Source organism: Marinifilum sp. JC120, from assembly GCA_004923195.1.
Lineage (GTDB): Bacteria > Desulfobacterota > Desulfovibrionia > Desulfovibrionales > Desulfovibrionaceae > Maridesulfovibrio.
The window spans coordinates 264,809-285,640 of record RDSB01000002.1 but is presented as its reverse complement, the minus strand read 5'-3'; the positions used below and the strand labels follow the sequence as shown (position 1 = coordinate 285,640).

At 48.4% G+C, this 20,832-nt stretch carries 17 protein-coding genes, 1 tRNA gene and 1 riboswitch; of the genes, 10 read left to right on the top strand and 8 right to left on the bottom strand.

The window, feature by feature from the left end; translation table 11 throughout:
- Positions 1-154 precede the first annotated feature (154 nt).
- Positions 155-556: a chemotaxis protein CheA gene (locus D0S45_03945; protein ID TIH19341.1), complete on the top strand. Its 402-nt coding sequence runs from the start codon at positions 155-157 to the stop codon at positions 554-556.
- A gap of 84 nt (positions 557-640) precedes the next feature.
- On the opposite strand, the gene D0S45_03940 is transcribed toward D0S45_03945, so the two are convergent.
- Positions 641-1,081, bottom strand: a complete 441-nt coding sequence (locus tag D0S45_03940) for a flavodoxin (protein TIH19340.1) — start codon at positions 1,079-1,081, stop codon at positions 641-643.
- 466 nt (positions 1,082-1,547) lie between these two features.
- Here D0S45_03940 and D0S45_03935 point away from each other — a divergent pair, with 466 nt between their 5' ends.
- From D0S45_03935 to metC, 3 genes are all read left to right on the top strand, one after another.
- Positions 1,548-2,639 carry a 3-deoxy-7-phosphoheptulonate synthase gene (locus tag D0S45_03935; protein TIH19339.1) on the top strand — a complete coding sequence of 364 codons (1,092 nt, stop codon included), beginning with the start codon at positions 1,548-1,550 and terminating at the stop codon, positions 2,637-2,639.
- Positions 2,639-3,727, top strand: coding sequence for a 3-dehydroquinate synthase (gene aroB, locus D0S45_03930; protein ID TIH19338.1), 1,089 nt, complete (start codon positions 2,639-2,641; stop codon positions 3,725-3,727). Before D0S45_03935 ends, aroB begins: the two co-directional genes overlap by 1 nt.
- A 214-nt stretch (positions 3,728-3,941) precedes the next feature.
- Positions 3,942-5,102, top strand: coding sequence for a cystathionine beta-lyase (metC, locus tag D0S45_03925; protein TIH19337.1), 1,161 nt, complete (start codon positions 3,942-3,944; stop codon positions 5,100-5,102).
- Between the two features lie 153 nt (positions 5,103-5,255).
- Here the strand turns inward: metC and D0S45_03920 are convergent, their stop codons facing one another.
- Both D0S45_03920 and D0S45_03915 read right to left on the bottom strand, forming a co-directional pair.
- Positions 5,256-6,191 (bottom strand): glycosyltransferase family 1 protein, encoded by a 936-nt coding sequence (locus D0S45_03920; protein ID TIH19374.1) that lies wholly within the window; start codon positions 6,189-6,191, stop codon positions 5,256-5,258.
- 117 nt (positions 6,192-6,308) lie between these two features.
- Entirely contained in the window at positions 6,309-6,656 is a 348-nt protein-coding gene (locus D0S45_03915) for a pilus assembly protein PilZ (GenBank protein TIH19336.1), read from the bottom strand.
- A 250-nt stretch (positions 6,657-6,906) separates the two neighbouring features.
- Between D0S45_03915 and D0S45_03910 the strand changes: the two genes are divergently transcribed.
- From D0S45_03910 to D0S45_03895, 4 genes are all read left to right on the top strand, one after another.
- Positions 6,907-8,196, top strand: a complete 1,290-nt coding sequence (locus D0S45_03910) for a sensor domain-containing diguanylate cyclase (protein TIH19335.1) — start codon at positions 6,907-6,909, stop codon at positions 8,194-8,196.
- A 164-nt stretch (positions 8,197-8,360) separates the two neighbouring features.
- Positions 8,361-8,933 (top strand): DUF4136 domain-containing protein, encoded by a 573-nt coding sequence (locus D0S45_03905; protein TIH19334.1) that lies wholly within the window; start codon positions 8,361-8,363, stop codon positions 8,931-8,933.
- Between the two features lie 141 nt (positions 8,934-9,074).
- Positions 9,075-9,265, top strand: a riboswitch (cobalamin riboswitch).
- A gap of 78 nt (positions 9,266-9,343) precedes the next feature.
- Positions 9,344-11,617, top strand: a complete 2,274-nt coding sequence (locus D0S45_03900; GenBank protein TIH19333.1) for a 5-methyltetrahydropteroyltriglutamate--homocysteine S-methyltransferase — start codon at positions 9,344-9,346, stop codon at positions 11,615-11,617.
- 69 nt (positions 11,618-11,686) lie between these two features.
- Positions 11,687-12,568, top strand: coding sequence for a methylenetetrahydrofolate reductase [NAD(P)H] (locus D0S45_03895; protein ID TIH19332.1), 882 nt, complete (start codon positions 11,687-11,689; stop codon positions 12,566-12,568).
- A gap of 79 nt (positions 12,569-12,647) precedes the next feature.
- On the opposite strand, the gene D0S45_03890 is transcribed toward D0S45_03895, so the two are convergent.
- From D0S45_03890 to D0S45_03870, 5 genes are all read right to left on the bottom strand, one after another.
- Positions 12,648-13,307, bottom strand: a complete 660-nt coding sequence (locus tag D0S45_03890; protein ID TIH19331.1) for a hypothetical protein — start codon at positions 13,305-13,307, stop codon at positions 12,648-12,650.
- A 171-nt stretch (positions 13,308-13,478) separates the two neighbouring features.
- On the bottom strand, positions 13,479-14,336 hold the full coding sequence (locus D0S45_03885; protein ID TIH19330.1) for a proline/glycine betaine ABC transporter permease: 858 nt from the start codon (positions 14,334-14,336) through the stop codon (positions 13,479-13,481).
- 37 nt (positions 14,337-14,373) lie between these two features.
- On the bottom strand, positions 14,374-15,384 hold the full coding sequence (locus tag D0S45_03880) for an ABC transporter substrate-binding protein (protein TIH19329.1): 1,011 nt from the start codon (positions 15,382-15,384) through the stop codon (positions 14,374-14,376).
- A 19-nt stretch (positions 15,385-15,403) separates the two neighbouring features.
- The gene (locus D0S45_03875) at positions 15,404-16,600 is read right to left on the bottom strand and encodes a glycine betaine/L-proline ABC transporter ATP-binding protein (protein TIH19328.1); all 1,197 of its coding nucleotides are present in this window, start codon (positions 16,598-16,600) and stop codon (positions 15,404-15,406) included.
- A gap of 369 nt (positions 16,601-16,969) precedes the next feature.
- A tRNA-Leu gene (locus D0S45_03870) sits at positions 16,970-17,056 on the bottom strand.
- 223 nt (positions 17,057-17,279) lie between these two features.
- Between D0S45_03870 and D0S45_03865 the strand changes: the two genes are divergently transcribed.
- Together D0S45_03865 and D0S45_03860 are read left to right on the top strand one after the other, a co-directional pair.
- A complete protein-coding gene (locus tag D0S45_03865; protein TIH19327.1) occupies positions 17,280-18,320 on the top strand; it encodes a hypothetical protein in 1,041 nt (346 codons plus the stop codon).
- A 2-nt stretch (positions 18,321-18,322) separates the two neighbouring features.
- Positions 18,323-20,788, top strand: a complete 2,466-nt coding sequence (locus D0S45_03860) for a cytochrome bd-type quinol oxidase subunit 1-like protein (protein ID TIH19326.1) — start codon at positions 18,323-18,325, stop codon at positions 20,786-20,788.
- Positions 20,789-20,832 lie beyond the last annotated feature (44 nt).

Sequence of the window (20,832 nt, the reverse complement as noted above, 5' to 3'; positions counted from 1 at the left end):
CTATTGAATTGTGCTGAAAGGGTGTCTTTCAGGTTGCAATTTGTTGACGAAAGCCTGAGCTTAGGGCAGATAACACCTAATCCTGCTTCCGATGAGTTTTTTAGTTTGATTTTTCAACCCCTGCCAAAATGGCGGGTGGGATAAATAGATAAATATGAGTACCGGCGATAGATTACTGGACATCTTTCAGGACGAAACACTTGAACGGCTCGATAATATCGAGACTGGGCTTTTGCAGTTGGAGAACAGCCCCGCGGATCTTACCCCGGAGCTTATTAATTCCATTTTCCGGGATGCCCATTCCATCAAGGCCGGGTCCAATCTGCTTAAGCTGACCGTTATTGAAGAACTTTCCCACAAGCTGGAAAATCTTTTGGAAATGGTCCGATCTGAAGGACTGATCCCCACGGAACTTATTATCACCGCTTCTCTGGAGTCTGTGGATAAGCTCCGGTCCCTGACTGAAGACGTACTTAATAGTAATACCAAGAGTATCCGTTTGCAGAAAACCATGCTTGAGGTTTCAGTACAGCGTGCCTTGGCAGGTGAGAGTTAGGTAGAAATTTTGATTGCAAATTTTTAAGCCCCCGCACTTAGATCAGTGCGGGGGCTTTTTCATAAGAATTTCTGAATACTTAGCTTAAACTTTTTCAGCGATTTCCCTGCCCCATTCGGTAATGGCGTCCCGTTCCGGGTCTCCGTCTACTTTAAGGCTGTCGCCTATGACCACAGCACCCATTTTTTCGAGTTTTTCTTCAATGGCGTCCACTGCACCGCAAAAATAAGTGTAGTCGGAATCTCCGCAGCCAAACACGGAGACTTTTTTGCCTTTCAAGTCAGCACTTTCAAGGGCATCGTAGAGGGGGATAAAATCATCCTGTAATTCAATCTCTTCTTCGCCCCAAGTTGAGCAGCCGAAAAGTACGATGTCGTATCCGTTGCCGAGGTCGGCAACACTTACATCGGTGACGTTTTTCAGTTCTACTTCGATCTCTTTGTTTTCAAAAGCTTCGGCCACGTATTCGGCAGCTGTTTCAGTATTTCCAGTAGTTGAGCCGTAAACAATCAATGATTTGGACATGGAGTCCTCCTTTTGGTTCTGTAATCGGTTTGATAACGTTATTTAGAGCTTTAGTGAGAGTGAAATTCAAAGTCAATATCATTTATCAATAAATTGTTAAGAAAGTATGAAAATATCAGCTAAGGGGGGATTGTATGTTTACGCCGCGACTGAGTGGTGTTATGCATTCATTAAGACTGATCGGTATATTCCGCCCGCGCCATTGACGGCCTGCCGTGTTTTACCGAGTCCTGCCTCCCCGGCAGGGTGAAAGGTCCAACTTCATTTACAAATTGATATTGATAGCGCGAGATTGTTTATAGTCTTTCGTGTTCGGTGCTTACCTTTTTTATTCCGGCCGATTTATCCTGCTGTTTTCTGCATAGTCTGGTATATTCAGATTTCATTTTTGCAGTATCTTATTATTTAGCGCCATCAAACCGGCCCGGATTTATTTTCAACTTCAAATAATACGGAGGTCACTACCATGAGTGTAAAACTTGATGTAACCGGTTTGGATTCTTGGGGGTTCAATAACGACGGGCCGTTGATCATTGCCGGTCCTTGCAGTGCAGAATCTCGCGAGCAGCTTCTGGAAACCGCCCGCGGCATTAAAGACAAGGGTGTTCACCTGCTGCGTGCAGGTATCTGGAAACCGCGTACCCGCCCCGGCTGCTTTGAAGGCATGGGCGAGGAAGGCCTCAAATGGCTGGTAGAAGCCAAAGAGGAAACCGGGCTGCCCATTTCTTGCGAAACCGCTACTCCTGAACATGTGGAACTCTGTCTTAAGTACGGCGTTGATATGATTTGGGTCGGCGCACGGACCACTGTTAACCCCTTTGCCGTGCAGGCTCTGGCTGATGCTCTTAAGGGAACTGATATTCCAGTGCTGGTCAAAAACCCCATCAACCCTGATGTAGAACTCTGGCTCGGTGCTCTTGAGCGCATTAACAAGGCCGGGGTCAAAAAACTCGGTGCCATCCATCGCGGTTTTTCCTCCGCACGTGCCAGCGAATACCGCAATGCCCCCAACTGGAGAATTTTTATTGAGCTGCGCCGTCGCACTGAGGGCATGCCCATCATCTGTGACCCCAGCCATCTCTGCGGTAAGCGTGAACTCATCCCCGCAGTGGCCCAGAAATCCCTCGACCTCCTTTTTGACGGTTTGATGATTGAATCTCACATCAATCCTGATGTGGCTCTCAGCGATAGCAAACAACAGTTCACTCCCGAAGATCTCGGCAAGGTTCTGGCTGATCTTGAAGTGAAGCATGCAGCTGCGGAAGATGAAGAATTTGCCCTGCGCATGGAAAGCAAGCGTAACCGTCTTGTTGAGATTGATGATGCTATTGTTGAGCTTCTTGCTGAGCGTATGGCTTTAGGCCGCAAGATCGGTAAGATGAAATGTGAGCGCAATATTGCTCTTTTGCAGCCCGAACAGTGGAAGAAGACTGTTGAAAAGCGCACCCGCGAAGGTGTTGCCCGCGGCATGGATGAGCATTTCATGCTCCGTATTTTTCAGTACATTCATGAAGAGTCCCTGCGTCAGCAGGAGTGCGTGTTGGCCGGAGAAGAGTAATGTCCAAGGTCAATGTTGAGCTGCGCGGTGAGTTCGATAATTCTTATGAGATCAGCGTGGATTATTCCGTAATGGATGAACTTGTCGCGGACCTCAAAGCCAGGAAGTACGGACATACCCCGGTAGTTATCTGTGATGAAAATACCCGTGAGCTTTTCGGTCATGAACTGGTCGAAAAGCTCGCTCTTGAGGATATTGATCCGCTACTGCTCACGGTCCCTGCCGGGGAGAGCAGCAAATCCCTTGATGTGTTCGGCTCTTTGCTGGAAGCCATGCTTGAGGCCGGGATAACCCGTCAGGATGTGGTGGTTGCTCTTGGGGGCGGCGTGGTCGGGGATCTTTCCGGCTATGTTGCGGGTAGCTACATGCGCGGTATTAATTTCGTGCAGGTGCCCACTACTTTGCTTTCACAGGTGGATTCATCTGTGGGTGGCAAGGTTGCGGTAAACATCAAGCACTGGAAGAACTATTGCGGAATGTTCTATCAGCCCAAGCGGGTTTATACGAACATTTCAGCCCTTGAATCCCTTCCCGAACGGGAGATTCTCAGCGGGCTGGGCGAAGTGGTCAAGACCGCCTTCATCGCCGACCGCGATCTGGTTGATTACCTGTCCGCCAATGCGGATAAGGTCCGCTCCCTTGATCGCGAGGTTATGGCCAAGGTCGTGGCTCGCTGTTGTGAGATCAAGGCCGACGTGGTTGTCCGTGACGAAAAAGAGGGCGGGGTGCGCCGTATCCTCAACTACGGTCATACCGTGGGTCATGCCATTGAAACATTTGCCGGATATGAGATTTCTCATGGCGAGTGTGTTGCATGGGGCATGCGTATTGTTGCGCGGGCCAGCCACAAAGCCGGGATGCTTTCCTCTGAAGATCTCCAGTTGCACGAAGGCCTTATGGACAAGTTGGGGCTCGCCACCGGAAAACTTGACATTGAGCCAGCCAAGATCATGCAGCTTATGCAGAAGGACAAGAAGGTTAAGCAGGGCGCAGTAGTTATTGTCGGCCTCGACAGGTTGGGCAATGCTGTGGTCTGTGAAGATTTTCCGCTTGAGTTGATTGAAGCCGAGCTTGAAAAGATGGCTTAAGATGCCTCCGGCGGGTCTGCCGACGGCCTCTCCGAGGGGCCTCCCGGCGGGCGCTTTCAGCGGGACCAAAGGGACTAAGCCCCTTTGGATTCCCTATCAGGCTTCGCCGCGTTGCTTGCTGAACTTGTCATTAATATTAAATAAATTGCGGGGAACTGGTTGTTTTTCCAGTTTCCCGCTTTATCTTTTGGGGCAGAAACAACAAGGAGTTCTCATGAAAGATATTTCCACCAAGCTGGTCAATGCGGGCAAAGCTGAGGCCCTGCAAGTTATAGATACTATTAATCCGCCCCTGCACCGGGCTTCCACTGTTCTTTTTGATTCCTACGCTGACATGCTCAAGGCGAATAAGGGTGAATTCGAGGGAGTTGAGTATGGAACTTGCGGTTTGGGTGCCCAGAAAGCTTTTGAAGCTGCCATGGTTGAGCTTGAGGGTGCGCATGGTTGTAAGTCTTTTCAGTCCGGCCTTGCTGCCATTGCCATGGTGCTTATGGCTTACACAAAGCAGGGCGATCATATTTTGATTTGCGATAATGTTTATGGACCCACTCGTCGTTTCTGTGATGGATTCCTTTCCAAATATGGTGTTGAAACCGAATATCTACCCTCTGACGCCGGAGCGGGCATAGCTGATTACATCCGCAAAAATACAAAGCTGCTGTTTATGGAATCTCCCGGATCAAATACCTTTGAGATTCAGGATATTACCGCCGTCACCGAAGCCTGCCGTGTCAAAGGAATTATTTCGGTTATCGATAACACTTGGGCGACTCCTTTATATTTTAATCCCTTTGAGCATGGCGTGGATGTTTCTATCCAGTCCTGCACCAAATACATCACCGGACATTCTGATATTTTGCTGGGTACTGTTTCCACCAATGAGCGCAACTGGGAAGCCTTTGAAAAGTGCTCCGGTCTTTTTGAAGCTTTTGCTGCACAGGAAGATTGCTATCAGGCATTGCGCGGTTTGCGGACTTTGAAAGTGCGGCTCAAGGCCCATGAAGAGTCTGCCCTTGAGGTCGCCAAATGGCTGGTTGAGCATGGAATGGTCGAATCTGTGATCCACCCCGCCCTTGAAAGTCACCCACAGCATGATCTTTGGAAGCGTTATTTCAAGGGTTCAAGCGGACTTTTCGCATTTACTCTTAAAGAGCAATATGAAGATATCGACCATTCCCCATTCGTGGACAATCTGGATCTTTTCGGTCTCGGCTACAGCTGGGGCGGCTACAAAAGTCTGATCACCGGAGGTAAGTTCCGGCGCACGAACCATTTCGGTTATGAAGGGAAAACAATTTTCCGTCTTAATATCGGACTGGAAGACGTGGAAGATTTGAAGGCTGATCTGAAGCAGGGGCTTGAGCGGTTGCGGTAAGATAAGTCAGGATATGTTTTATTTCACACGGTCTTTTCGCGTTATTTGCGAAGCTTACTAAAAGTTATTGGGAGTCTTGAACCCTTTTTACAAAAAGGGTTTAAGCCCTCGGAGGGCCGCCGGAGGCGAAATATTTTGACTAAAGCGCATCAACTAATTCTTAGCCGCTTCCAAATAAATCTTCTGAAATTTTGGTATTCCCACTTCCTCGGCCCAGTGTAGGTAGAGTGATTTGAGGAAATTGCGGCGCAGCTGGGGTGCTGCTGCGATGCGGTTTTTTATTGCTGCTTCCACATCCATCTCGCTGATCACATTGTGCAGGGTCTGCGCGCGATGAATGATGCGGTGTTTGCTTTCGATCAATTCATTTCCCTGTCTGGCGATGCGTTCCCGCAATTCTTTGTCTGCCAGCAGGGTGTTCAGCTTTTCCACTAAATCTTCGGCATTATTCGGCTCGTAGGCCAGCAGATGCACCCCGTCTTCAAAGAGATCAAAAAGTCCGTTTTTAATTTTGGGTGTGAGCAGGCAGGACCCGCAGGCCAGTGCTTCAAATACGCGAAAGTTGAGGTCCCCGCGCTCGGCAATGTTGAGCACAACTCGGGCCTTGGGAAAAAGATTGCGATACGCTCCCTGAGTTACGTGCATCCCGGAAATTTTTTGAGAAACTTTATCCAGAAAATTCATGCGTTCCGGGGTCAGTACCGGATCGACTTTGCCTACGAATAGCAGATCCCATTCTTTTTCCATTTCAACAGGCTGGTCTACATCCATGACAATGGGCGGAAACCAGAGCAACCGCGATTCCTGCAAACGCGGGCTGAAACGGTCCAGATGATCCTTCAGGCTGACCAGACAGATATCGAATCCTTGGGCGTAAAGGGGGTACCAGCTGTGGATGTGGGTATCGATGCAGTGAAAGATGGTCAGACAGGGGTAATTTTCGACCCCGGCAAGGGGCGGGGCGATAGAGCGGTCAGCATAGACCACGGCATAAGGCTTAGTTCCGGTTTTTTCCAGAATATCCTGCCAAGTGAATACCTGCTGCCCTTGAATTGGGATGTGGACTGTTTTGTAGCCCAGTTCATCCATTCCGGTGCGGAAGAAGGTGTTCCCGATCCATGCTATGATTTTGGTTTCTTGCTTGTTCACGGATAGAAGATACCAATTTATCTTATTATTTGAAAGAGGCGGTCTCGGGAGTGCTTTTTACTTGAGCATATCAATCAGGGACGGTTCATCAAGTTCAAGCGATGGAGTGAATCTTACACCGAAGAGGCTGTCTTCCTGCCAGACAGCAACAGCCTTCTGGCTGCTGAGAAAACCGATTCTATCATTAAAAATACAGCCGCGAATAAAAAGTTCATCGTCCAGCTTTATTTTTCTGGAATCATTGTCCGAATTAATTTTGAATTTCATCCCTTTTGTTGAGATGTTGAGGATAGTTATATCGAGATCCCCACCGGAAGTAGCAGCAACATCGCATTGCCGGAAGAAACTGTTGATTGAACTAAGTTCAATCCTTGTATGCTTTCGCCTGTCTGATAATGTATTCATCTTTACCTCCCCATCGGGGTGAACACTAAATTCTTAATAAATGCAAGTGAATTATTTTTTGTATGACCGTGGCAAAACGTATTTCGCTAGTCAGTTTTGTTGTTGGATAGTCTCTTCAATATGGTCCGTTATTGTGCCTTGTGTTTATTGGAAGAGTGAATCTTAGAATTTTATGCAATGTTGACGAGAGTTGTTTTAGCTTTATAGAGTGTTAATGAAGTAGGTGGGTATTATAAATGCGGGGAAAATTATGGGGTCTGATGATCTTCAAAGATATGTATTTGAATTGAAAGAACAACTTGAATTGCAGACTTTACTTGCGGATTCTTCTTCAGAGGCCATAGGTGTCTTTGATGGAAATATGCTTTGCGTGGCTGTTAACAAGGAAGTTCTTAAAGTTCTGGGATATTCGCATGAGGACGTTCTCGGCATGCACGGGGAGGATTTTGTTGCCGAGGATTATCGTGATCTTGCAAAAGAGAAAATTTCTACCAGATATGACCAGCCATATTTTGTTATGGGGAGGCGCAAGGACGGTTCTACTTTTCCTGCTGAAATTCGTGCCCGCACTGTGGAGCTTCGGGACAAAATATACCGTATTTCAGCTATGCGCGACATTTCCTATCTGAAAGCAACGGAAATGGAGTTACGCGAAACCCTGCATGAACTTAAAATTATTTTTGAGAATAGCCGGGTCGGGATGATGTTTCTGCAAGGTGGGCGAATCTTGAAGAGGGCCAATCAGGCTCTTGCCGATATTCTGGGCTATGAATCCCCAGCAGAGATGCTTGGTTTGAGTATGTTGGACTTGCACCTTACTGAAGAAAAATTTCATGAATTTGGTCAGCAGTATTACTACACCCTTGTTAATCGTGCGCAGGCGAAGGTTGAGTACCAGTTACGGCGTAAGGACGGGAAACCGCTGTGGTGTTCTCTTGTCGGTCAGGCCGTGGATGTCAATGTTCCTGCTGATTTGAATCGCGGTGTACTTTGGGTGGTAGATGATATTTCCATACGTAAAGCGGAGGATGAGCGGCTTTTTCTGCTGGCAACAACGGACAGTCTTACCGGGGCCTTTAACCGCAGGGAGTTCTTTCGCCAGGCTGAGTTGTTCATGCATGGAGATAATCGCAATCCAATAGGCCCTTCCATGTTGATGGTTGATCTTGATAATTTCAAAAGAATCAATGATTCATATGGGCATGAGGTCGGGGATGCTGTATTGCGTTTTTTTGCCGACACCTGCCGCGAGGTTATCAGGGATGAGGATGTCTTCGCCCGTATGGGAGGGGAGGAGTTTGCAGTGTTTTTGCCCGGTACAGATCTTGTCGGCGGCATTGCTGTAGCCGAGCGGTTACGCAGGAAGTTTGCAGCGAGTGACATTCCTGTTGCGGCGGGTGTTATACGTTGCTCAATAAGTATCGGGGTTGCTACTATGAGTTTGCGCAGGCTTGATCTTGAACGGTTGTTGCGCATGGCGGATATGGCTTTATATGATGCAAAGGGGGCGGGCCGTAATCAGGTCAGTTTTTATGATTGATGAAATTTTTAAATAAAACACCTGTCGTCTTATTGAATTTGTTTTAACTCTTGGCTAATGCTGGTAAAAAAGTTAAACGGTTAGGTATAGGGAATTGTAATAACGCATTTAATGCGGTTTGACTTTTAGGGGAAGGCCGTAACTAATAAAGTCAGGAGAATGTGGTGAGGAAGTTACTCGTTGTTTTTGCGTTGATCGGAATGATGCTTTCCGGGTGCGTATACGTTAATATGGATGTTGAGAATAAACCTGTTTCGGGCACTGATTTCAGCGGACTGAAGACATTTGCTTTTAAGCAGAAAAGCGAATCCAAGAAAGATCTTGAAGCTATTCTGCTCAATACCGCCAAGCTGGAACTTGAAGCCAAAGGTTTCAAATATGATCCCAATTCACCTGATTTTGTAGTTGTTGTTAATTTCGGTTCCAAAGCTTTCATGGAAAGAGGTGTTACCTATAAAAGGGAAGCTTACGAGTACGATTATATCAGCAAAACGAATTCTGAAATCGGTGTTGTAAAGACCGCAGATGCCCCTCGCGTGGACAATACCGTACGTATCTATTTGATGACCCCTGAAGATGAGGGTTTGAAAACCTATCTCTGGCGGGGTAAAGCCACAAGTCAGGACCGCGAAGGTCTCGATATTGTCGGTAAATGTCTGGTCAAGGGCGCTTTACTGAAGTTTCCCGCAGCCAGTGGTAATTTTCGCGAAAAATTAAATGTTAGAGATTGTAAATAAACGATCACAATAAATAGTACCAAGTTTGAGGCCTCCGGATTAACTCCGGAGGCCTTTTCTTTTGCCCTGTGAAAATTTCAATAGCACTTGACTTTGAGGGTGAAGAATGTCATTTCTTCATCACTATATAACAATATTTTTATATATTGAATTTGATTTGTATGCGCCCGCAGGAAACGGAAGACGGTGAGAATCCGTCGCAGACGCGCTGCTGTAACCGGGTAAATCAAGAAGGGATGGTATCGTTCCACTGTTGCAAAACGGGAAGGAGCGGTGCTGTGCGTCAAACAGACCCGGAAGCCAGAAGACGTCCTGCGGGAGTAAGTGCCGGACCTCGCGAACAGGTCTGTGAAACAGGGACAGAAGTCCCGCGCCAACAGGCGGACACTTCGAACATGGAGAAATTTAATATGCTGACGCACACTTTAGGCTACCCCAGAATGGGCAGTAACCGTGAACTCAAACGAAAACTTGAATCTTACTGGAAGGGCCAAGCCGAGGCGGATGATCTTGGACTGACCGCCAAAAAACTTCGCGAATTGCATTGGAATGATCAGAAGCAGGCTGGAGTTGAGTTACTGCCGGTCGGTGATTTTTCCTACTACGACCATATGCTTGATAATGCGGTGAGATTTGGAGTTGTCCCCGCTAGATATAATGTTGAAGGCAGCAAGGCCTCCCTTGATGATTATTTCAGAATGGCACGTGGTGAAGCCGGTGAAAACGGTGTGGCTGCCATGGAAATGACCAAGTGGTTCGACACCAACTATCACTACCTAGTGCCTGAATTTAAAGAGGATCAGGAATTCTTTCTTGCTGACGAAGCTTTGCTTGAACAGGTTGACGAAGCTGGACTGCTTGGACACAGAATTAAAGCTGTCCTGCCCGGACCATTGACCTTTTTGCAACTGGGTAAGTGCGCGGATCAGGAATTTGACCGTCTTGATTTGCTGGAAAAACTGATTCTCGTTTATGTGGAACTGATCGAAAAGCTGTCCGCAAAATGCGAGTGGATTCAATTTGATGAGCCGATTTTGGCCCTTGATCTCGACGAATCCGTGCGTAAACTTTTCAACCCTGTTTACCGCACTTTCAAGGAAGCAGCTTCAAATTCCAAAATTCTTGTTGCCTCTTATTTTGGCGGTCTTGGTGATAATTTGGAAACCGCAGCCTCTTTGCCTGTTGATGCTTTGCACGTCGACCTCGTGCGTGGTGCGCAGGATCTTGAACCGCTTTTGGCGAAGCTGGCAGATAACTTGAGACTTTCCCTCGGCGTAGTGGATGGCAGGAATATCTGGCGGGCTGATCTCGATAAAGCTGTTGCTGCTGTGAAGTCCGCAAACACTGTGCTTGGCGAAGAACGGGTGCTGGTGGCTCCTTCATGCTCACTTCTGCATGTTCCCTTTGATCTTGACCTTGAGATTCAGTTGGATGCGGAGATAAAATCATGGATGGCTTTTGCTCGTCAGAAATGCGCTGAGATCAGAATTGTTGCTGATGCCGTAGGCGGCAGAGAGGTTGAGGGGGAGCTTGCTGAAAACCGCAAAATCCTTGAAGTCCGTAAAAATAGCCCACGCGTAAATAACCAGCAGGTAGCCCAGAGGTTGGATGCGCTTAAGCCCGCTGATTATCTTCGTAACTCTGTTTATGAAAAACGTGCTGAAATCCAGCGCGGGCTTGGTTTTCCCATCCTGCCCACAACCACCATCGGTTCATTTCCCCAAACCTCCGAAGTCCGTTCTACCAGAAGTGGTTTCAAGAATGGCCGCATTGAGCGTGCTGATTACGAAAGTTTTATGCGCGGATATATTGAAGATTGTATCCGCCGTCAGGAGGAAATCGGACTTGATGTGCTGGTTCACGGTGAACCTGAACGCAACGACATGGTCGAGTATTTCGGGGAAAACTTTGACGGCTACTGCTTTACCTCCAACGGTTGGGTACAGAGTTACGGTTCCCGCTGCGTGAAACCCCCGGTTATTTTCGGTGATGTTTCCCGCCCCGGTCCCATTACTGTGGATTGGATCAACTATGCCCGTTCCCTCTCCGACCGTGAAGTCAAGGGGATGCTCACCGGACCGGTAACCATTCTTTGTTGGAGCTTTGTGCGTGATGACCAGCCTCGCAGTGAAACCTGCCGTCAGATTGCACTGGCAGTGCGTGACGAGGTGGCTGATCTTGAAAAGAGCGGTGTGAAGGTCATTCAAATTGACGAACCCGCCCTGCGTGAAGGTTTGCCTCTGCGTAAATCTGAGCAGCCGGAGTATCTGAAATGGGCGGAGGAGTGCTTCCGTCTCTCCGCTTCCTGCGTTGAGGATGCCACCCAGATTCACACTCACATGTGCTATTGCGAATTTGATGAAATTATGAATTCCATTGCCGCCCTTGATGCTGATGTGATCAGCATTGAGGCCAGTCGCAGCCGTATGGAACTCTTGGGCAGCTTCAACCGGTTCAGCTATCCCAATGAAGTCGGTCCCGGTGTTTACGATATCCACAGCCCTGCAATTCCGGCAGCTGATGATATGGCCCTGCTGCTTGAGAAAGCTCTGGAAGTTATTCCCGCAGAACGGCTCTGGGTGAATCCCGATTGCGGGCTAAAGACCCGTAAATGGGATGAGGTTGTTCCGGCCCTTAAGAATATGGTTCAGGCGGCTGAAACAGTACGTCGGAAAATTCAGTAAAATAGATTAATAACTCCCGGGCCGTGCCTGCGGTCCGGGAATCAAGCAGATAAAAAATGGAGAATTAAAATGCAGGTGGCACAGAATATCAATGAAGCTGGACAGTTCTTTTCCTTTGAATTTTTTCCGCCCAAGGATAAATCCACATGGCCCGTATTTATGGAAAGGGCCGCAAGACTGGCCGCGCTGAATCCCCTTTTCGCATCGGTAACTTACGGAGCAGGCGGTACCAGCCACGACAATTCACTTGAAATATGTTCCCTGCTTAAAAAGGATATGGGTATTGATATTCTCGCCCATCTGACTTGTGTGGGTGCCAGCGAGAAGTCCATAGACGAGTTTGTCGGCCGCCTTGGCGAGGCCGGCGTCTCGGATATTCTGGCTCTCGGTGGAGATGGGGTTAAAGATGCCAACGGTGACGGTCAGAGTCGTTTCATGCATGCCTCCGACCTTGTGGAGTATGTGGACGAGAAATTTTCCGGAGTGGGAATGGCTGTGGCCGGGTATCCCGGTGGACATCCTGAATCTCCTTCCATTGTCAAAGATATTGAAGTTCACAATTCCAAGCTTTCCAAAGGAGCTGATTTCACCATGACTCAGCTTTTCTTTGATAACAGGCTCTATTTCGATTATGTGGACAGGCTGGCCGAGATTGGCAGTTCTGCTCCGGTTATTCCCGGTGTGTTGCCTATTCAGTCCTTAGGCTCTCTGCGCCGGATCATGTCTCTGTGCGGTGCGGCAATCCCCGGTGATCTTTATTGCGGGGTGGAAAAGGCCTTTGAAAAGGGCGGTGATGAAGCGGTTATGGAATTCGGTTTTGACTTTGCGCGTAAGCAGATTACGGACCTGCTCGATAAGGGGGCACCCGGAGTTCATATCTACAGTCTGAATCGCGCAGCCATGTGTGAGAGGCTGATTACGAATTTGAAGAGCGACGGATATTTTTGTTAAAAAATTACCCATCCTCCTAAAATAAAAGTCCCCATCCGTAGCAATACGGACGGGGACTTTTAGGTTGCATGAACAGGAATTACAAAAAGCCTTTGAAAGCTTCGGCGATTTGGGCGGCTGATTTTACCCGCTCCGGTCCGTTCTCGATGATGAAGGGCAGAATTTTATCTGAATATTCTCCCAGTCCGGAAAGTAGGGATTCGCTGAGTCCTTTGGCGGAAGGTGAGGCAATAAAATTCTTGATCTCGGTATAAAGGGTCTTGGCTTCGCCAACTGAGCTGTTACCGGAGGTGTAAGCTGTTGATGCATGACCGTAGACCTTTTGGGCTTTCTCAAAACTGCCCGGAGTGGTGATGATCTTGGTCAGCTTGGAGGTCAGGGAAGAGTCAGTTGTTCCTCCATCCATGCTTTCGGAAAATCCGACCAGTTTGGTAAGACGCGTAAAGGTAGAACCTGAATTAATGTCACCGAGTTTTGAGGTTAGGGCTGCTCCCTCATCGGGGTTAAGCAGGCTCATCGTTGTGGTTTGGGCATCTACGAGATTTTCCGTGGAATCGTAAAATCCTGTGTAAACATTTTTGGCCCGGTCAAGCAGGCTTGCTCCTTCTGCCGCGCTTTTAGCTGTTTCAGCAGAGGAGGACAGGTCATTGAGGCTGAAAGCTTGTGCTGTGGGTGCCTGAAAAAGTATGCAGGCTGCCAGCAATGAAAGAACTATCATAAGGGAACGGGAATTTTTCATCTTGTCTTCTCCATTTTTAGGTTAGATTTGCAGTATACTTGAATAGTAAATTTTTTCCATTAGAAATGGAGACAGGAACGGTAATAGGGGACTTTGTGGCAGGAAGCATAAGAAAAGGCCGCAACACCCGAGGATGTTGCGGCCTTCTTTTATGCGTGAACTATGCTGGTGTTATTTGGCGTCGTGTGTATTACGCACGGCCATGGCGTGGGTCAGACGGTCAATTATGATCGCTAGAAACACGATAGACAGTCCGGCTTCAAAGCCCATACCGATATCAATGCGGTTAATGGCTACCAGAACTTCCATACCCAGCCCTTTGGCCCCGATCATGGAGGCTACAACGACCATGGCCAGAGCCATCATGGTTGTCTGGTTGATGCCCACAACAATGGTCGGCCTTGCCAGTGGCAACTGTACCTTGAACAGAGTCTGCATGGGAGTAGCACCAAAGGCCCGGGCCGCTTCAATCACGTCCTTGGGCACCTCACGGATTCCCACATTGGTCAGGCGGATGATCGGCGGCATGGAATAGATAATGGTTGCGAAAAGCGCGGGCACCTTTCCAAGGCCGAAGAGCATCATTACCGGGATCAGGTAGACAAAGCTCGGCATGGTCTGCATGGCATCGAGTATCGGTTTGATGATGGTTTCCACGCGGTCGCTTCTAGCCATCCATATTCCCACAGGAATACCTACGGCAAGGGATATGAAGACCGCGCCGGTGACCAGTGCCAGAGTCATCATGGTCAGCTTCCAGTAACCGAAGCAGCCGATAGTGAACAGCATGGCCGACATGCCCAGTCCTCTTTTCCAGCTGCCGAGCAGCCACCAGCCCGCCACACCTACGCCGATTATTGTTACAGGCCACGGAATCATGAGGAAGAACTGCTGTAGCGCAATAAGGAGTTGCAAAAGGACACTGCCGAGGGCGTCGAAAAATTCCCCCCAGTTATCCATGACCCATGCCATTCCTGCATTTACCCAGTCAGCCAGTGGTATTTCCAGAGCTTTTGGAAACTTATACATTATAAAATCCGGTTGTTATGTTTATTGCGGTTATATTTTAGTTAAGTGCGGCCTTGATCTTGGCTGCTTTGTCTGCGGGAACCCATTTGGTCCAGATGTCTTCATTATTCTTAAGGAACCACTCGGCGACCTCTTCAAGGTTTGCCTTTTCATTTTTCATGTAGGCGAGACACTCGTTGGTCATGGCCATGGTGGTTTCGTAGTTCTTGAACATCTCGATGATTTTGGGAGCACGCTTCATCAGGGATTTGCCCACGATGATGTTAACATCGGAGTTGGGGTAATCGCAGAGTCTGGTCTCGTTCCATACTTTAGGATCATAGGGGGCTTCCTCAAGGAAGGTCATATCGATCATGCCCATTACCCAGGTGGGACCCCAGTAGTATCCAACCCAGCCCTTGCCGCGTTTGTAAGCGGATACCATTGAGCCTGCCAGTGCGGCATCGGAACCGGGAGCGAGCATATTAAAACTCTCGTCCAGTCCGTAGTTTTTCAGTTTCTGTTCGGTCTTCTGGGTGGCGGTCCATCCGGTTACGCCGGAATATATGAGGCCCATGGAAGGGTCTTCAGGATCTTTGAAAAATTCAGGGTACTTGGCAAGATCTGCAACTGTTTTGAGTTCCGGTGTCATGGGTTTGATGCCGCGTTTGGGATCGCCCTTGATCATGTAGGTGGGAACCATCAACCCTTCACGGGCATCCTTGAAGTTCGCGCCGAGGTCAAAAAGAGTGCCGGATTTGATCCCTTTATCGTAGAGGTGCTGTGAGTTTGAGGTCCAGGATTCCATGTCCACGTCCATGTCGCCTCGCATGATTGCTTCATATGCAATGGCGGTTCCGGCGGGGATATATTCTACGTCTGTGCCGTAACCGTGTTCAATTATGAATCCCGCAATGCGGTTGTGGATCTGGATGCTGTCCCAGTTGAGGTCAGCGAAAATTACCGGTTTGTCTGCCGCCTGAGCGGAGTTAACGGGCAAAATGCTAAACATTGCTGCGAAAACAATGCCTGCAATCCAAAACATTGTATGTGATTTAGTTTTAATCATAAAAAATCCTCCAGGATTATTAAATTGACGGGTCCGGTCCGTATTCAGCTACTGCGGCTATAAGGTTACCGCTGACCACAACACCGATAAATTCATTGTTTGTATCTACGACGGCAAGGGGCCAACCGGATTCGGATCTCATGGGATATAGTTCCAGCGCAGGAGTCTCAGCAGAGACACTGCGGGCAGGTTGAATTATGTCTTCAAGCTTTTTGTTTCCGGTTTCAACGGCTTTTGCCGCATCAGCAGCATGGACGATGCCGAGTACATGGTCGCTTGAATTGAGAGCAAAAATAGATGAAATATTGTTTTTGCGCATTTTACGCAGGGCAGCGCGCGGTCCGTCCACAGCAACGTAGACGACTGCTTCTGCTTTTTTCATGACGTTTTCCGCTGTGAGTACCTTGGTGGCGTCCACATCTTCTACAAAACGTCTGACGTAGTCGTTGGCTGGTTCGGTGAGAATTTCTTCGGGGGTGCCTGTCTGGACGATCACTCCGTCCTTCATGAGTACTATGCGGTCACCCAGTTTCAAGGCCTCGTCGAGGTCATGGCTGATGAAGATTATGGTCTTGTGCATGCGTTTTTGCAATTTGATCAGTTCATCCTGCATATCACGGCGAATGAGTGGATCAAGAGCAGAAAAAGCTTCATCCATGAGCAGGATATCCGGGTCAAGGGCAAGGGCGCGCGCTAATCCGACACGCTGTTGCATGCCGCCGGAGAGTTGTGAGGGGTAGCTGTCTCCCCAGCCTTCAAGTCCAACCTGAGAAAGCATTGCTTCGGAAACTTTCCGTTTTTCAGCAGCTGGCTTGCCCATAAGGTCCAAGCCGAATTCAACGTTTTCATAGATGGTCTTGTGGGGCAGAAGCGCAAAGTTCTGAAAAACCATGCCCAGCTTTTTTTGGCTTAATTTCCGCAGGTCCGGCCCGTCCAGTGAGGTTACGTCCACACCGTCCACCAGTACCTTACCGTCGGTGGGTTCAATAAGACGGTTGATGCAGCGTACAAGGGTTGATTTCCCGCTGCCGGAAAGACCCATGATGACTAGTAACTCACCCTCATTGGCGGAGAAGGAAGCTTGGTTGACTCCCACACTGAGTCCCGTCTGATTGAAGATTGTTTCTTTATCCAGTCCTTCACGGACTAATTTTAAACCCTTCTGCGGATTTGTTCCGAATATTTTTGTAACGTTCTCGACAACTAATTTTTTCATTTACTAATGATGCCCGTAGGCCTTGTTTGAATTTAAAACGAAGAGAAAAGGGTAACATAGGAGTGTTATATGTCAAATTGGGTTTTTATTGTATGAATGATGCACTTTTGTATGTTGTTTGTATTATTTTAAAGTTGCGCTGGTTGGTTGTGTAGTTGTATTTGGGCCAGAGTAGAAAAATAAAAAATACAACATGCTTTTTGATGTATGATTTGTAAAATGCATTGTAAGTCTGTTGTCGTTGTCGGATTAACAATGAAGAAAAGGAGATGACGGAGGGCGGGCCAGTATATGCGTTAACTTGAAAATATAAATATGATGAAAACGAAAAAAGCCGCAACTTTCGTTGCGGCTTTCGTCATTTACGAGTGGTGCCGAAGAGAAGACTCGAACTTCCACGGAGAAACCTCCACTAGACCCTGAACCTAGCGTGTCTACCAATTCCACCACTTCGGCACTCGGTAGAGAAGTGTCTATTGACTTCAGCCAGCTTTGGCAAGAACTTTTTTTATTAAATCATAAATAAATTGTAAAAAGTAGGCTCGAATTTTTCTCCGCCTGCCTGTTTCCAGCTTAAGGGTGGGCGGTGTCAGGCAAGAATTAAGGGGTTTCTAATTGTAGAGCCTGTGCTCTCCTGTTATATGAATCCATGCTTTAAAATAAATAAGGGGGAAAGCGCATGGACCCGTCCGCAATGATTCCGGCTGCCATAGGTATCTCTGTTCATCCTATCTGGCCGGTAACTCTTTCGATTATTACATTTTCCGTTCACCTGCTGCTTATGAATGCGGTCTTCGGGGGGGCGGCAATAGTTTTTGTCCACTCCCTTTCCGGGGGGACAGATATTTCCCGCAATATCTCCGGCAAATTGCCGACCCTGCTGGCCTTGGCTATTAATGCCGGGGTGCCGCCGCTTTTGTTTTTGCAAGCGGTCTATGGGCAGTTCAGTTATGTCTCTTCCATTCTCATGGCCGCGTTCTGGCTGGCAGTTATTTTAGCCCTGATCAGCGGTTATTACGGCTTATATTTCCATAATTATCGATATGAAAAGTTAGGTGTTTCAGGTCGCAGGATGGTTACATTGGCTGTGCTTGTGCTGATTTCTTACATCGGCTTCATGCTTTCCAACAAGATGACCCTTATGTTGCGCCCGGAAGTCTGGGCCGAATACTTTTCCGATCCCAACGGTTTTGTTCTTAACCTGAGTGATCCGGTACTTTATCCGAGGTTTATGCATTTTGCCATTTCCGCACTGGCTGTAGGCGGTTTATTTGTGGCCTTTGTGGGCAAGCGAAAGGATAATTCTGATTTTGTCGCCACAGGCATGAAATGGTTCTCCCGTTCAACGCTGATCAATGTGGTCATGGGCTTCTGGTTTTTGCTGGCCCTGCCCAAGGAAGTTATGCTTATCTTCATGGGGGGGGACATACTGGCTACCGTGCTGCTCTGTGTCGGACTTGTGGCCACATTTGCCATGCTTCATGCTGGATTTACCAAGAATGTTTACTTTGCCACAGCGGCGACAGTTTTTATTGTTCCGGTTATGGCCGTTATGCGCCACCTTGTGCGTCAGAAGTATCTGGAACCATATTTCACGCTTGATACCGCCCCTGTTTCTGGACAATGGGGCCCGTTTATACTCTTTGTTGTTTCGCTTCTCGCAGGCGGATTCTGTATCGTCTACATGCTGAAACTCATGCTCAAGGCTGAAAGGAGTTAATGATGGAATATCCAATCTGGCACCTTACAACTTTCGGCGGTGGTTTCTGGATCGCGCTTATTGCGACTGTGCATGTTTTTGTGGCTCAGTTTGCTGTTGGCGGTGGCTTGTTTCTGGTGGTGACTGAGAAACTGGCCTACAAAACCGGTTCCGATGAACTGCTTGATTACGTTAAAAAGCATTCCAAATTTTTCCTGCTGCTGACCATGGTCTTCGGCGGAGGAACCGGGGTGGCACTTTGGTTTACCATGGCCTTGCTCAGTCCGCAGGGGACCCTTGTCTTGGTTCGTGAATTCCTGTTTGCATGGGCTACGGAATGGGTCTGGTTCGTTGGCGAGATCATCGCTTTGCTCATTTATTATTACTATTGGGAGAAGATGAACCGCCGTGACCACCTGCTCATGGGTTGGTTTTATTTTCTTTTTGCTTTCCTGTCCCTGTTCACCATCAACGGGGTGATTTCTTTCATGCTGACCCCCGGAGTGTGGCTGGAAACACGCAATTTCTGGGATGCCATATTCAACCCCACCTTCTGGCCCGCGCTCTTTTTCCGTACCGCACTTTGCGGCATGCTGGCCGGGCTGTTCGGCTTTGTTACTGCGGCGCGGATTAAGGATAAAAGCCTGCGCTGCATGCTGGTCCGTTTCTGCGGTATCTGGACTCTGACCGGACTCGTCCTGACTATCTTTTCCGGGTATTGGTATCTCGGTAGCTTACCTGCGGAACAGGCTATGCTAATTGTGCATAAATCGCATCGGGTGGCCTTTTTCATGCAAGTTTTCAAGTATACCGCTCCGGTACTACTCTTTGGCGGTTTATTCATGGCTATCTGTGCGCCGGGGAAGGTTAACTTCAGTTCGGCCATGGTCATGTTGGTGGTAGCCTTGATGTTTTACGGTTCATTTGAATTCGTGCGTGAGGCAGGCCGTAAGCCCTATGTGGTTTGGGACGAAGTCTATTCCACCAACATCACTGTGGAACAGGCTGAGGAATTGAAAGGGAAACCTATCCTGCAAAACTCCAAATGGGTTCCGCAGGATCTGCGTGAAATAAACGATGATAATCGACTCAGAGTTGGTGAATGGCTTTATCAGATGCAGTGCGCTCCCTGTCATGCCATTAACGGTCCCATGAACGACATTGTGCGCCGCACATCCAAATATACCACAGCCGGATTGGATGCTTTCATCTCCGGTATGGGCAAAGTTAATAAGTATATGCCCGAATTTTTGGGCATAGCTGAAGAGCGTAAAGCTCTTGCAGAATATATACACTCCGTGGGGCCGGGTTATAATCCCGCCTTGCCGGAACCCGAAGAAGCCGAGCTTACGCCCGCACCATTTGAAGCTGATCAGGAATATGTGCTCATGGCTTGGCCGTTGGAAGGGTTGCGTTTGATTATTGATAAAGACCGGACCATGTCTATTTCTGATAAGGGCAGCATTGTCCGCGCGCAGCTCATCCTGCGCGGTGATTCACCGGAAATAATGACAGATGATGTAAAGATTGTTTGCAAGCCGCAGGGTATGGATAAGAGTTTTGAGCTAAGCGCGGAAGACGGCTATTTCCAGTCTTCGCCCATCGACATTCTGCCCTACACCACTGAAGCTTATCAGCCTCTACCTCCGGTGGAAGTGCAGGCTCTAGATGCTGAGGGCAATGTCCTTGCCTCCACGACCATTGTGCTTCCTGTTTCCACCCGTCCGGGGTGTAACAATTGTCATGGCGGCGGTTGGGATATACCGGAGCAGGGTGGATTTTCAGCGCAGACCGCAGCAGATATCGCAGGTGTGCATGATCGGGATAACAAGACTAACTTCAAGCAGCGTATTAAGGATGGCGAAATCATAGATTGCATGGCTTGTCATGATGGCGAGATGCAACTTAACCTGTCCACGGCCTTGCATGGCTTCCATGCGGTTTACCTCGCAGACAGGGAAAACGATGCTTGCATGATGTGCCATCCGCAGGAAAGTCTGCGCGGGGTGCATGTTGATGCTGGAATGGAGTGTGTGAATTGTCATGGCTCCATGGAGAACCATTCGCTTGCCTTACTTAAGGGCGAGGAGCAGAAACCTGCGGCCAAGCAGCTCATGAAGCTGATTACTCCAGTCGATTATGATCTGGATGAGATCAACCCACGTCAGCCGTGGGAGCAGCAGCCTGACTGCCTGACCTGTCATGTTGAATTTGCTGATCCTGATTCCGATTCGGCCTTCAATGAATGGACCGAAGATAAGGAAGGCTTATTCCGCAACCGCAAGGATGAGATGGATGCGGTAATGTGCGCAGCCTGCCACAATGCTCCGCATGCTATATTCCCGGCAGCTAACGAGCGCGACAATCTGCGGCCATTGCAATACATGGGCGAAGCACAGCCTATGGGAGCAGCCGGAACATGCACTGTGTGCCATGAGGATGAAATGGGCTACCCGGCTCACCATCCCGGAATGGGATTGGAAGAATAAAGTAAAAAGGCCGTAATATCTCGGGAGATATTACGGCCTTAATT

Excerpts from the sequence above, each read along its gene's own strand:
- D0S45_03910 (TIH19335.1), top strand. The coding sequence starts at position 6,907 with ATGGGGTCTGATGATCTTCAAAGATATGTATTTGAATTGAAAGAACAA.
- D0S45_03880 (TIH19329.1), bottom strand. The coding sequence starts at position 15,384 with ATGATTAAAACTAAATCACATACAATGTTTTGGATTGCAGGCATTGTT.
- aroB (TIH19338.1), top strand. The coding sequence starts at position 2,639 with ATGTCCAAGGTCAATGTTGAGCTGCGCGGTGAGTTCGATAATTCTTAT.
- D0S45_03915 (TIH19336.1), bottom strand. The coding sequence starts at position 6,656 with ATGAATACATTATCAGACAGGCGAAAGCATACAAGGATTGAACTTAGT.
- metC (TIH19337.1), top strand. The coding sequence starts at position 3,942 with ATGAAAGATATTTCCACCAAGCTGGTCAATGCGGGCAAAGCTGAGGCC.
- D0S45_03945 (TIH19341.1), top strand. The coding sequence starts at position 155 with ATGAGTACCGGCGATAGATTACTGGACATCTTTCAGGACGAAACACTT.
- D0S45_03890 (TIH19331.1), bottom strand. The coding sequence starts at position 13,307 with ATGAAAAATTCCCGTTCCCTTATGATAGTTCTTTCATTGCTGGCAGCC.
- D0S45_03865 (TIH19327.1), top strand. The coding sequence starts at position 17,280 with ATGGACCCGTCCGCAATGATTCCGGCTGCCATAGGTATCTCTGTTCAT.
- D0S45_03940 (TIH19340.1), bottom strand. The coding sequence starts at position 1,081 with ATGTCCAAATCATTGATTGTTTACGGCTCAACTACTGGAAATACTGAA.
- D0S45_03885 (TIH19330.1), bottom strand. The coding sequence starts at position 14,336 with ATGTATAAGTTTCCAAAAGCTCTGGAAATACCACTGGCTGACTGGGTA.
- D0S45_03895 (TIH19332.1), top strand. The coding sequence starts at position 11,687 with ATGCAGGTGGCACAGAATATCAATGAAGCTGGACAGTTCTTTTCCTTT.
- D0S45_03935 (TIH19339.1), top strand. The coding sequence starts at position 1,548 with ATGAGTGTAAAACTTGATGTAACCGGTTTGGATTCTTGGGGGTTCAAT.
- D0S45_03875 (TIH19328.1), bottom strand. The coding sequence starts at position 16,600 with ATGAAAAAATTAGTTGTCGAGAACGTTACAAAAATATTCGGAACAAAT.
- D0S45_03860 (TIH19326.1), top strand. The coding sequence starts at position 18,323 with ATGGAATATCCAATCTGGCACCTTACAACTTTCGGCGGTGGTTTCTGG.
- D0S45_03920 (TIH19374.1), bottom strand. The coding sequence starts at position 6,191 with ATGGATGAACTGGGCTACAAAACAGTCCACATCCCAATTCAAGGGCAG.
- D0S45_03900 (TIH19333.1), top strand. The coding sequence starts at position 9,344 with ATGCTGACGCACACTTTAGGCTACCCCAGAATGGGCAGTAACCGTGAA.